Annotated in this window: 12 protein-coding genes and 2 pseudogenes; 9 read left to right on the forward strand and 5 right to left on the reverse strand. The window is 46.4% G+C overall.

Going from position 1 to position 12,002, the window contains the following annotated elements; all coding sequences use genetic code 11:
* Nucleotides 1-35: 35 nt before the first annotated feature.
* On the reverse strand, nucleotides 36-353 hold the full coding sequence (locus DSM107010_RS28725) for a hypothetical protein (RefSeq protein WP_106167381.1): 318 nt from the start codon (nucleotides 351-353) through the stop codon (nucleotides 36-38).
* Nucleotides 354-821: 468 nt separating this feature from the next.
* Between DSM107010_RS28725 and DSM107010_RS28730 the strand changes: the two genes are divergently transcribed.
* A complete protein-coding gene (locus tag DSM107010_RS28730) occupies nucleotides 822-1,226 on the forward strand; it encodes a helix-turn-helix domain-containing protein (protein WP_199755800.1) in 405 nt (134 codons plus the stop codon).
* Nucleotides 1,227-1,334: 108 nt separating this feature from the next.
* Nucleotides 1,335-1,619 carry a type II toxin-antitoxin system prevent-host-death family antitoxin gene (locus DSM107010_RS28735; protein WP_106167379.1) on the forward strand — a complete coding sequence of 95 codons (285 nt, stop codon included), beginning with the start codon at nucleotides 1,335-1,337 and terminating at the stop codon, nucleotides 1,617-1,619.
* Between the two features lie 105 nt (nucleotides 1,620-1,724).
* On the opposite strand, the gene DSM107010_RS28740 is transcribed toward DSM107010_RS28735, so the two are convergent.
* Nucleotides 1,725-2,435 carry an IS6 family transposase gene (locus tag DSM107010_RS28740; RefSeq protein ID WP_106167378.1) on the reverse strand — a complete coding sequence of 237 codons (711 nt, stop codon included), beginning with the start codon at nucleotides 2,433-2,435 and terminating at the stop codon, nucleotides 1,725-1,727.
* A gap of 67 nt (nucleotides 2,436-2,502) precedes the next feature.
* Between DSM107010_RS28740 and DSM107010_RS28745 the strand changes: the two are divergent.
* From DSM107010_RS28745 to DSM107010_RS28770, 6 genes and pseudogenes are all read left to right on the forward strand, one after another.
* Nucleotides 2,503-3,120 (forward strand): annotated as a pseudogene (locus tag DSM107010_RS28745) (hypothetical protein); the annotation flags it as partial.
* A 126-nt stretch (nucleotides 3,121-3,246) separates the two neighbouring features.
* Nucleotides 3,247-3,456, forward strand: a complete 210-nt coding sequence (locus DSM107010_RS28750) for a hypothetical protein (RefSeq protein ID WP_127024526.1) — start codon at nucleotides 3,247-3,249, stop codon at nucleotides 3,454-3,456.
* Between the two features lie 260 nt (nucleotides 3,457-3,716).
* Nucleotides 3,717-3,941 (forward strand): transposase, encoded by a 225-nt coding sequence (locus DSM107010_RS41585; RefSeq protein ID WP_308726782.1) that lies wholly within the window; start codon nucleotides 3,717-3,719, stop codon nucleotides 3,939-3,941.
* A 224-nt stretch (nucleotides 3,942-4,165) separates the two neighbouring features.
* Nucleotides 4,166-5,389 carry an alpha/beta hydrolase gene (locus DSM107010_RS28760; protein ID WP_181246343.1) on the forward strand — a complete coding sequence of 408 codons (1,224 nt, stop codon included), beginning with the start codon at nucleotides 4,166-4,168 and terminating at the stop codon, nucleotides 5,387-5,389.
* Nucleotides 5,386-6,216, forward strand: coding sequence for an SDR family NAD(P)-dependent oxidoreductase (locus tag DSM107010_RS28765; protein ID WP_106167376.1), 831 nt, complete (start codon nucleotides 5,386-5,388; stop codon nucleotides 6,214-6,216). Before DSM107010_RS28760 ends, DSM107010_RS28765 begins: the two co-directional genes overlap by 4 nt.
* On the forward strand, nucleotides 6,194-7,534 hold the full coding sequence (locus DSM107010_RS28770; protein ID WP_199755802.1) for a flavin-containing monooxygenase: 1,341 nt from the start codon (nucleotides 6,194-6,196) through the stop codon (nucleotides 7,532-7,534). Before DSM107010_RS28765 ends, DSM107010_RS28770 begins: the two co-directional genes overlap by 23 nt.
* Nucleotides 7,535-7,694: 160 nt before the next feature.
* On the opposite strand, the gene DSM107010_RS28775 is transcribed toward DSM107010_RS28770, so the two are convergent.
* From DSM107010_RS28775 to DSM107010_RS28785, 3 genes are all read right to left on the reverse strand, one after another.
* Nucleotides 7,695-9,212, reverse strand: a complete 1,518-nt coding sequence (locus tag DSM107010_RS28775; RefSeq protein ID WP_106167375.1) for an MptA/MptB family glycosyltransferase — start codon at nucleotides 9,210-9,212, stop codon at nucleotides 7,695-7,697.
* Nucleotides 9,213-9,300: 88 nt separating this feature from the next.
* A complete protein-coding gene (locus DSM107010_RS28780; RefSeq protein ID WP_158631886.1) occupies nucleotides 9,301-10,044 on the reverse strand; it encodes a TVP38/TMEM64 family protein in 744 nt (247 codons plus the stop codon).
* The gene (locus DSM107010_RS28785) at nucleotides 9,992-10,885 is read right to left on the reverse strand and encodes a TauD/TfdA family dioxygenase (protein WP_106167373.1); all 894 of its coding nucleotides are present in this window, start codon (nucleotides 10,883-10,885) and stop codon (nucleotides 9,992-9,994) included. The genes DSM107010_RS28780 and DSM107010_RS28785 overlap by 53 nt, the downstream gene beginning before the upstream one ends.
* A 952-nt stretch (nucleotides 10,886-11,837) precedes the next feature.
* Here DSM107010_RS28785 and DSM107010_RS42485 point away from each other — a divergent pair.
* Nucleotides 11,838-12,002: pseudogene (locus DSM107010_RS42485) on the forward strand (bile acid:sodium symporter family protein); the annotation flags it as partial.

Raw genomic sequence — 12,002 nt, forward strand, 5'->3', positions numbered from 1 at the left:
ATGACTCTTTCAGCAGAATCAGGCATTGAGTCATCTTACCGCGTTGTGTCCCTCATCTCCCCCGAAATTTTTCGCTCTCCCTGTTGTGATTCTATGTTTTCCGATGGGGCTGACTTTGACTGTTGCTGCTCTACAATTACTTCTGGCTCTAGTACCCATTCTTCGGAGTATGAAGCAGATATGGGTTTAACCAGCAGCCGCACTCGTCCATCAGCTAACACTTCCCTTTCCACTACCTGCATCAACGGCGTGAAGGGAGCGCGAATTTCGTCTCCAACTTGGGCAAGTGCTGTTGGCTCGTCCCAGATTTGAGGAGTCTGGACTTGTGCAATTGATTTTGGGTGGGTTATCATCTGATTACCTATGTCATTAGGAAACAATTGCCTGAGCGCGATCGCCTGCCAAGTTGAGCGCGCTCAGGCTTTGTAGTTTTTAGAGTTAGTCAATTAAAACAACAGAGATTTCTTCATCTGCCCTGCGCTTCAAGCGTTGACCACAATGGGTAGGGTCTGTCTCACCGAGGCATCGCTCCTCTTTTTCACAGGTCATCCACATCTTGTGTGGGGTGGGCGGTGGTTCGGCAGTTCCGCGCTCTGCTAATCGTTGTTGTTGAGAAATCTTTACGAACTAAAGACTCTTTTTCTCCATTTAGGGTGGGGGCTGTCTCTTTTTCCCTTTGCCTTATACTTAAATTATTGCAGCTCAGACTTAAATTGTCAAGGTTAAACATGAAATAATTTATGCTAGACTTAACTCAATGAGGTTCAGACTTAAAGATCATGAAGGCTTCAACCTGTAGTAGAGTCGTAGCGGAGAGTTCTATGGCTCAAATTTTGATTAGATGGCGCTTAAATGAGGTAATGGCTAGGTATGGTATCCGAGCAAAAGAGCTGGCGGCGGAAATGGATATTAGTCCTTCTGCGATTTCCAACCTTCGCAAAAGGAGTATGCCTAGATTAACGGAGGAAACGTTAAATAACTTGTGTAAAGCCTTAAATAAGCTAAGTCATGAAAGAACTTTAATTACTCCAGGGGAGCTGATTGAATACATTCCTGAGCCAGAAAACCCTAATTCAAAGCTAGTAAATGATGATGAGCCACAAGTTAATACTGCTCAAGCGAAATTAAAGCAAAATAGCAATTCAATCGATTTCACTGCTTCTGGTAAATGCCAGGATACTTTCTTTCTTCTGAGTATTGTTTCTGAGTTACCAGATTCGGCTTAAAACTTCTTTCTTATCTATAGTGTTTTCTTTTCCAGATAATGAAAGAAGCTTAGGGTCGCTTGAAATATCAGTAGTACACTCACCTAAACAAGCTAGAGAAACCAAAATATGAATGACGATATTCTCAACGTAACTCACCTTGACATATCATCAGCTCACTCCAAACTGATCGATCTGCTCAAGCAGATTGCTACTGGAAAACCGATTATTCTGCACCAAAATGGGGAGCAAGTTGCTGCATTAGTTTCGATTGAGGATCTACATCTGTTGGAGCGTTTGATTGAAGAGGAAGAAGACCGGATCGATGTAGCGGATGCACAAACCATCTTGGCAGAGGCAAAGGAACAAGGAACCGTACCTTGGGAAGAGATTAAAGCAAGATTAAAACTCTAATCAGTTGTGACATATCAAGTTGAGTTTTCCAGACAGGCTCAAAAGCAGTTTGGTTGCGTCGCAAAAACTATTGAAGAACAAAGAAACGACATGGATCAGACTCAACTAAGCAACCAATCCAAAAATTTGAGACACGAATTCTATCTGTGCTCGCACATCACCTTTTGCAACGCCTTGCACTTGTCCTTTACGAATCATATTCATTGCCTCCATACCCCGTAACGTTCGTCGGGCGCTATTAAAGGAAGCGAATCCCAATCCTGGTTTTGTCAATCGCTTGATGAAGCGATGATCTTGCTCCACTTGGTTGTTCAAATACTTCACCTGCCGCAGTTGAGTAGTTTCACTCAGTTGTGCATCGGCTTTGAGCTCGTCAACCGCAGGCGGATAGGCGGCATTCTTATCCACGTTAATCACTCTTGGAGTCTGAGTGTGAGGCGCGTTGAGCATTTTACGCAAAAACCGCTCTGCCGCAGCAGCATCGCGTTTGGCGCTTAGCAGAAAGTCTAGAGTGTTCCCAAGGGAATCCACTGCACGATAGAGATACTTCCATTGCCCTTTGATCTTGATATACGTTTCATCTACTCGCCAAGAATCGTTAGTAGGTCGCAGATTCGGACGAATGCGTTTGTCTAGTTCGGGGGCATATTTCAACACCCAACGGTTGATTGTGGAATGGTCCACCTCAATCCCTCGTTCTGCCATCATCTCTTCTAAATCTCGGTAACTCAAGGCATAGCGGCAGTACCAACGCACATTAAGCAAGATGATTTCCGGTAAAAAGTGTCGCCACTTAAACACAGAGGGAGTAGACATGGGAAAGGCGGGTGGCAGTTTTCAGCTTTTCCACCTTATCATTTTTCAGTCTTTGCGACACAACCCTTGTCACGTCCCTCCTTTCTTCACGGACAACAGAATTCACCCTTTAAGTGAATTAGGTACTAACTCAGCTCGTGCTCGCTCGCGTCTTGCCTTGAAAAATTTACTAGTACCACCCAAGCTCTACACGCTGAATAATTCTGTGCCTGTACCTACAGATGCTGAAGTATTAGACGTACCAACAGAGGGGATTAGCGACAGTCCAACGACTCTACCTAAAGGTTTCCTACCAGATGGCGGCTACAAAACCCTTTCCTTACGAGGGTTATATCTGAGTGCGCCTTATCTGCATGATGGCGGTGTTGCCATTAAAGCAGGTAGTCTGAAGGTAAAACCTGATGGCAGTTTTACAGTCACCGATCCCAGTGGCTTAGGGTTGGCAGGGACTCTGAGTGTAGGTCAATCTGCCGATAGTGCGAGTAGCTTACGCGCTCTGCTAGACCGCGAGTTGCGCGATCGAGTAGTGGCAGCAAACCAAGCTAACCCAGCCTTAAAACGCGATAATCTTGACGGAACTGGACATCACTTTTATGTAGATCGAGCTGCTGGCTTCACTCCCGCGCAACAAACCGATTTGATAAATTTCTTACTGGCACTGGATGACGATCCTGGGCAAATCTAAACGTTGGCTCATGCTTCAACTAACGCACTTCTATGGAAAACAACCATCAGACGATCTCATATCTTTCTTCTGTCACTTTAGCAAAATCCAACGAACCCGCCTGGTTTCAGCCTACGAAAAATGATTGTGCCTCAAGGAAGCGTGGGTTTGTGGGAGCAGAACGTATTAGAATATTCTGAAAAAGTCTATGAATCTATCCCACTAATTTGGGAAACCAGATATAAGATGTGGCAAGAAGGAGGAAAGCATCAAAACATGCTGGGAGACGTTCAAGATCGAACGACAAGCCGTCTGTATTTACGTTGTAGCCAAGAGAAAGAACGTTCTTGCTTGTAGCGTAGCATAATGAACTTAAAGGGTCTGCCTTTGGGCTGTTTGCCATGCTGTACTCGTCGTTTAATTCGTGGTTGGATGCCCTTGATCCGAAGCTGGTGACGCAACCATTTAGCATCGTAACCTTTATCAGCAGCAAATATCTTGGGGCGACGATCAAACCGGACGTTCCTACGGACGAGTTGGGACTACACCGATTGTGCCAAGTACAGGTAAGCGCTTTGGTTGCAGTTTGATGCGCGACTATCACCAATCGGGGTAAGTTGTGCTTCAAGTTATTCACACAACGTTTTGATTCTGCTGTGATGCTCGATTTTTTGCGTCGCTTGATTCGTCAGTGCACTCACAAGGTATTTTTGATTGTCGATGGTCATCCGGTACATCGAGCTAAGGCAGTCCACCAATGGCTAGAGAAACATCAAGATCGCATCCGCCTGTTTTTCTTGCCTGCTTACAGCCCCGAACTCAAACAGACGCGAGCTACTTAACCATGATGTTAAAGCCAATGCTGTCGGACGACAACGCGCTAGAAACTCTTCCGAGATGATGGCAGATCTTCGCAGCTATTTACGTAGTACACAACGTCAACCGATTGTACAAAACTTATGCCCGCGAGAAACACGTTGCTTACGCAGCCGTCTAGTCTGTTCACTATTTAATGCTCTGGGTAGTAATGGCTCAATCCGATTCCACAAACAAACCCCAATCTGTTATGCCAGGAAAGCGTAAGCTAGCCCTCCTGGTGGCATTTCTAGCTTCCCTTGTGATTCCCTGGATTTTGAGCCTTGTCTGCTGCTTTCTCAGTCTATGGACGATCGTTCCAGCTCCCACCTTTTCCCTGCTACCCCTAGGAATTGGTGCGCCGGAGGTGAGTCCCTGGTTGGTAGTGGTGAATACGATCGCCCTGCTGCTTGTAGCATTGCGACTCCAGTCGAGTTGGGTCTACGGAGTTGCGCTGAGTTGTAGTCTACTGGGTCTGCTGCTCAGTTTGCTGCCTCTGATTCAGTTCCCTGCCGTCAATGCTCGTATTGCTGCGGACATGGAAGCTGAATTTGGCAAAGCAGTGCTGACGACAGCTCCTCCCATTCCTGATGCAGTACGACTCCATCCGTTTATCTGGGTAGATGCGTTTCGAGGCATTAAGGTGCCAGAAAGCCGGATTGAGCGGGGCATTGAGTTTGCCATCGCGGACGGAGTGACATTGACTCTCAATCTTTATCGTCCCTCCTGCGTTGGACTACATCCAGCGATCGTCACAATTTATGGGGGAGCCTGGCAGAATGGCACGCCTGCCAACGATGAAACCTTTAGCCGTTATATGGCTGCCCAAGGCTATACGGTAGTCGCTCTAGATTACCGCCATGCCCCCCAGTTTCGCTATCCGGCACAGCTTGAAGATGTGCAAACGGCGCTATCCTTTATTCAAACCCAGGCGGACGCGCTAGAGATCGATCGCCAGCGCATTGCCCTGTTGGGGCGATCGGCAGGCGCGCATCTAGCTTCTCTGGTAGCCTACGGACGCAGCCCCCTACCCATCCGAGCAGTGGTGAACTACTACGGTCCGACGAACCTGACGGAAGGCTACAACAATCCCCCTGTACCAGACCCGATCGACGTGCGTGCCGTCCTAGAAGCTTTTTTGGGGGGCAACCCCGAACGAGTGCCACAGCTCTATCAGGATGCATTACCCATTAACTATATTTCATCTAACCTACCCCCATCGCTGCTGGTTTACCCAGGGCGCGATCGCATCGTTCTTGCCAAGTTTGGACGGCAGCTGTATGAGAAACTGCAAGCGGCAGGGAATCAAGCGGGTTTGATAGAAATTCCCTGGGCGGAACATGCCTTTGATGCTGTCTTCAATGGTGTTAGCAATCAGCTTGCCCTATACTATACAGAGCGATTCCTCGCCTGGGCGTTAAGGGAACTACCATGACTCAGTTAAAAGATGCCGTTGTACTGATTACGGGAGCAACAGGTGGTTTCGGACAGCAACTCACCCGACAGTTGCTCATGACAGAGAGTCGGCTAATTCTGACGGATCTAGATGCAGTGATGCTGGAGCAGCAGCGAGCCGTCATTGGGCAGGAGATCTCGACGGGAAAGGTGTTGGCTTGCCTGGTGGCAGATTTATCTACAGCAGAGGGCTGCGATCTGCTGTACAAACAGGTGCAGGCACTTAACACTCCGGTTGATATTTTGATTAATAATGCTGGAATTGCCGTGTTTGGGCGGATGGATGAAGTCCCCTCCGAGCAATGGGAACGGCTGATTTATATCAACCTCCTGGCTCCCATGCGCTTGAGCAGCTTATTTGTTGCCGATATGACTGCCCGCCGATCGGGGCATATTGTCAACATTTCATCAGCGGCGGGTTGGGTTGCGATCGCGGGACTGACACACTATTGCGCCAGCAAGTTTGGGTTACGGGGCTTTAGCGAAGGGTTGCTGGATGAAGTGAACCCCTACAACGTAAGAGTGACAGCTGTTTATCCATTTTTCAGTCGAACCCCCATTTTGCAATCGAAACGCTATGGCACGCTGGCAGAGTCAACTGAGGACATCCCCGATAACTTACTGACCGATCCATCTGCGGTCATCCGTCGCACTCTCCAGGGCATTGAACGCGATCGACTCCATGTCTTTCCCGATCGCGTTGCCTATACCATCCATCTACTCAGACGTTTTGCGCCTTGGCTTCTAGACTGGATAAATAGCAGGTTTAAGCGGAGAATACATCGTGGTACAGATCGATCGCTCTAGGATAGTTCCCCAGGCAATTGACCGAACCGATCGACACTTGATCTTGGGAGCTGGATTTGTAGGACTGGGGATGGCTCAGGCACTCCAAGCAGCAGGAATTGCTTACGATCAGGTCGATGCCAGCGATCGAATTGGCGGCAACTGGGATCGCGGCGTTTATCAAACGGCACACATCATCTCATCGAAGAAGGTGACTCAGTTTACGCACTTCCCGATGCCAAATGATTATCCCGATTTCCCCAGTGCTGCACAAATGCGAGACTATCTCAATGCCTTTGCCGATCGTTTTAATTTACGTCCCTCGATCAAACTCAATTGTGCCGTTTTAGAAGTACGACCGATCGAAAACAATCGCTGGCAAGTCACCTTTGTCAATGGAGAAGTGCGAATTTATCAAGGGGTGCTCCTGTGTAATGGGCACCATTGGGATAAACGCTTTCCGCAATTTCAAGGTGAATTTAATGGTGAAATTATCCATTCCAAAGATTATAAACACCCCGATCGACTGCGGGGCAAACGAGTGTTGACGATCGGTGGCGGGAATTCAGCCTGTGATATTGCCGCAGAAGCTGCCCGTGTCGGGGCGAAGTCCGTGTTGAGTTTACGCTCCTCAGTCTGGTTTTTGCCGAAAACCTTTGCTGGAAAACCAATCGTCGATTTGATTCGGGGGTGGATGCCAGAATCGCTGCAACGTTCGATCGCCTATGGTATCATTCGCCTTACCTTTGGCAAGCACGAAGACTACGGCTTAACCAAACCCACCTACCGCATTTTTGAAAAACACCCCACACTCAACAATGAAGTCCCCTACTATATAAAACATGGGCGAATTCAGCCCAAACCAGCGGTACGGCAACTCCAAGGGGATACCGTTGAATTTGTTGACGGCAGCTGTGAGACATTTGATTTGATTGTTTGTGCGACTGGATTTCATGTTTCCTATCCCTTTTTGCCGCCTGCTCTTCAACGTGTCAAGGGTGCGATCGTTCAATGTTATGGCAGTTGTTTTCTAGACGACTACAAGGGAATTTATTACATCGGTTGGGGACAGGTACGCGGCGGTGTTGGTTCTCTGATTGCCGCCTACGGTCCCTTTTTTGCTCGTTGTCTCAAACTCCAGGATGAGATTAATGTACCGCTGGGTCTAGTTCTCAAACAGATGGGACAGCAACTTCCTCAAACGCACCTTAGCGATCCTCATGCTACCTTTCGACAACTAAAGATTGCCAATTTGGGGTTTAGCTGGTTCTCCTACAAAGCCCATCAAATCGATCGCCTATATCCGAATTTTCAGAACACTCCAATTCCATCAGATTAACGCTACTCCTGTCCCAGTTGAGAATGCCAGCAATTTAGTACATCTAGAACAATGATTCTATCGTTCGAGATGGGTAAGCTATTCTCACTAAGATTTTTCTGTGAGCGTAACTTGACAATGCTCTGTTGACTGTATTGGATTGTGACAAAGAAGTATTAGCTCAGTTTCTTGTATTCCACCGCGAGGATACGGTAGACCATGTAGATAGCACTAGGAAGATCAGAAGTGGTAGCGCGAGGGCAACCAGAGCAGAATTCCACTCCTTGACCTCCTTGGTCATAAAGCCGTTGGTCATCATCAGTTCTAAGGGAGCGACCAAGCGCGAACAAAAGGTAAGCACGAAGAGCATCCAGTAGAAGGTGCCGTGCGGGGATAATGCCATCAGTGCCAGCGGAGTACTAGCATACCAAGGCCAGTATTCCGGCGAGGCAACAAGTAGATAGACTAACGCGATATTAGCAAACGTTTTCAGTAAACTTTGCCGATCGCGCACTTCCAGGCTAGCAATCAGTAGGTAAATGCTAAAGATCCCTCTTAAAATTTGGGTGGCTAACTGTGCTGCTTCCGCCTGAGGGTGTAAATACTGGAGGTAGCCGGAAAGCAGCATTCGGGTAGAGGCAGCGAATTGCGCTTGGCTGGCTGCTTGTACTCCTCGAAACGTCTCTACTCCAACCCAGAATGGTTGATAGAGCAGTATGGCTAGACCTAATCCTACTATCAAGCCCAGTAGGAGCCGTAGCACCAGTCCAGTCCAGTTCCATCGTGGGGAACGAGTGCGCCAGAAGTAAACTACTTGTGCTGGCAGAAAAATTAGCGGCAGGTACTTAGTCAGCACGCTCAGCACCAACGCCACCATAGATGCAGTAGGACGTGCTTGGACAGCTAATAGTAGAGATAGCAACACGAAGACAATCATCAGTGCGTCATTGTGTCCCTCGGCGGCAAACTCAATGACAATCATTGGATTCCATAGGTAAACGAGCGTGCCGAGCAGCCGATCTTGTGGACGCACCCTGCTGAGGATACACCAAATCAGTACAGCACAAAGGAGGCTAGAGGCAACTACTAAGCTCTTGAATAGCAGGAGCGCTGAGGGAATCTGCTGCGTTGAGCGTAAGATCGCAGCCTCAAGCTGGAGCCATAGCGGACCATATGGGGAAATGCCATGAACTGGCCACCATCCCCACGGTACTAATTGGCGACCAAAAGGGGACTCTATCACCTCGCGTGCTGCATCAACATAAGGATTGTTACCAGGGGTAATGGCTAAGTAGCCATGAGCCATGTATGAGAAGACATCGATCGAGATGTATGGCCGCCCGAACAGTAGCCCCAAGTTGAACAGCAAGGGGAAAAGCAGTGCTAGAGTACGTGCAGCTCCAGAGCGCAACTGACCGCAACGGCAAAGTCGGAGTAGCCAAAAGTAGAGCGTAAACAGGGCAATTGTGCCACCGTAGTAGCCTGCAGACTCCCAGAGCAGGCGTGTATTGTTGAGAGGCGTACCACCTTCTTGGAGAGGGATTCCTCTAATCTCTTCGGGGAGACCATTTAGGTAAATGGCACGCTGCGCAAAATAGATTAGCAGGTAGAGTATGCTGCTGGTAATGCCAATTAGAAGAACCAAAAGTGTCTTGCGCCTTACTTCAGCACTACCTGGCGGAGCAGTAATAGTTGTCATATTAATTTAGCTAGGAGGAAAAAAACAATGCACGTAGTTCAATCAGATATTTAGAATCAGCAGTTTAATTTGACAATACTCGGAAAACCTACAGGTCTGAATCTTCAGTTTGATTTCCTTTGCGTCTAGTCCAAGCGGAGACGATCGCGATCGCTAGCATTCCTACCACTAAAGCGCCGATTAATAACTTCTCACCTTGGAGAATACCCGCGCCAACTACCACCACGGGAGGTTTGACGAGCGCAATACTCAACCCTAAAGTACTCAGAAATCGTTTCCAAGGCATCTGGGTTAAACCCGCAGCATAGCAAACGTAGTCAAAAAAGCCAGACATCAAAGCGCTTGTCATCAGGAAGAAATTGCCTTCAAGATATTTTCGGCTCCATCGAGCGAGTCTGTCCATGAACCGCTCACCCACGAGCCGTTGCACCACTGGACGACCGGATCGACGAGCAATGAAAGAATTAGTAGTACAGGCGAGAAAATCTGCGATCGCGATCGTCATTACACCCTGTGCAAACCCAAACAAGGCACCTGACAAAGTCGCGTAAGCTGTACTTGGCAAGGCAGGAACCGCAATGCTAGTCAGTCTCAGGCACAGAATCGCGAACGGTGCCCAAATGCCAAATTGAGCAATATTTGTTCTCAGCCGATCGATGCATAGAACGACTGTTTGCCCGATTGTTGAGACGTTAGCTGAGAATTTGGGCTGTCCCTGTAAATTTATCTGCACCCATTGACGTGAAGGTGGCGCTGGTTTCTTCTTCGATCCGATAAAATTAATAGGAAAATGCCGGAGAACACAAGCGTATATAGAGATCGCGCTTGTCATCTGCAAAAGCTCTTCTACCATGCATAATTCTGGTATTATCTACCATTAAGATATCGCCTTTCTGCCAATAAATCTCTACCGTTATTTTTTCAGCAATTTCATTCAACTCAGACATAATTGTATTATCGATATTTGTTCCATCATCGAAGGATATGACATCAGGCGAGATTGCCATTGCTGGCAGCAAGCTATTAATAAATATCATCGCTTCTCCAGTTCTACTTAGATGTATCGCTGGATAAATGTAACAAATATCAATTGACTCATCTTCATTGACTTGTAGATGAGTGTCGTTGTTCTTACATATTTGCTCTACCACATCTAATTCGTCAGTTTTATATCGTTCTCTCCATGCATCTCGCTCCAAATGACGGCGATATTTCAACTTTTTTCGACTGAATAAATCTTTGAGTAGATCGCTAAGCTTGTCGAAAAAAAGCTTGCCATCGCAAACGATTGTTGCACCATCTTGTGAAGGTGGGTTAGCACAGAAAAACCAAAGCATAAGAGGAATGTTTTTCTGATAGTACATTTCTCCATGCAATTTAACTTCATCTTTGAAATCATTGACACTTAAAAGAGTAGAATTACCATTAATTACTTTACGCTTGAATACACCTCCCGTATAATCCATAAAATTAGTACTTAATTCGTTGCTAAATTTTATAAAAGTCTCTACATCTGCTTCAAACCCTCTAAATAATAATAGTCCCTGAGCGCAAAACAGGTTAACGATCAATTCTTTACTCAGCTCTAAAACACTACTATTGTCGGCATTAATAATTTGTTCGCCGACGGTTTTTGACAATGGTTTTGTATAGAGTTGTGCGTTCTTTTTCATTTTTATCTCACTTATTTGTCAATTTCTATTAGTAGTTGAAAAACTATTTACCTCGTACTTTTATGCAATTTAAAAATATCTAAGGTGCTTGTTTTGAGCAAAATTACTGTAAATAGCAATGCGATCGTCGCAAATTTGCCTCTTGACGAACAATTATCTCAGATAAAGATGAAAACTCGATCGTTCAGCTAGATGAGAGCCAACCTAGCTATGGGTCAAACGAGCCGTGTCTAGTCCGTTTGGTAATAGTTTTTCTACAGCTTCAGCCAACAGTTGAATGTAACAACAGAAACTAGTGGAATAACAACTATGGTAAAAAGCTTGCTCCGATCGAAGTCTCGTAGATTATGGTAGAAAACGTTAGGTCAGCTTTTTGTAACAAGATCGAATCAGTAATGCTGCCTATATTTTACCAAAATCATCTAAAAAGTCAATTAGTTTGGTTTAGGAGCGGAGAGTCTATCCGATTTATTTTGAATTATTATCCAAGTTTAGTGCGAGTAATCTGGCAGAACAGAAAGCTGTACCGAGCAATTACCTAAGAACTCTACTTGGTAGCTCGTGAGTAAATATCCAGACTTTATACGAGTGCGAAGTTGGCAACTTCTACGGGTTAAGAGCTGAGATTGAATATGAGAGAAGATCATACTAACTCCGCACCGCTTTCTACAGCACAACCAGCCAAATTAAACTCTCTGACTCGATTGTTATTGATAACATAACCCTTGGCAATCAAGCACGATTGTGAAACAATAATTGGGAAAAGTTAAACAGAAAGTTACCAGTTTAGCAATTTTGCTCCCAGTTAAAACTTCTAATTTCAAAGCCTCGCCTTCCAGACACTCAGCAAGCTTCTCGATGGCTACAGAAAACCCAATACACGCAGAGATTACTTGTCCAACATAAATGCTGCTGCGCAACGCTGATTGAAGAAATCAACCTAGCTTAATCTATGCAAGCCAACTTTTTTACCGCCGTCCTCTTACCGATAGGTCTAGCAACCGTAATGCTAGGCATGGGGTTAACCCTTGTGCCAAAAGACTTTCAACGAGTCACCCGCTATCCCAAAGCCGTCGCTATTGGTCTAGTCAGTCAATTGCTCTTTCTCCCAATCGTC

It is taken from the genome of Chroococcidiopsis cubana SAG 39.79 (assembly GCF_003991895.1).
Taxonomy (GTDB): Bacteria; Cyanobacteriota; Cyanobacteriia; order Cyanobacteriales; family Chroococcidiopsidaceae; genus Chroococcidiopsis; species Chroococcidiopsis thermalis.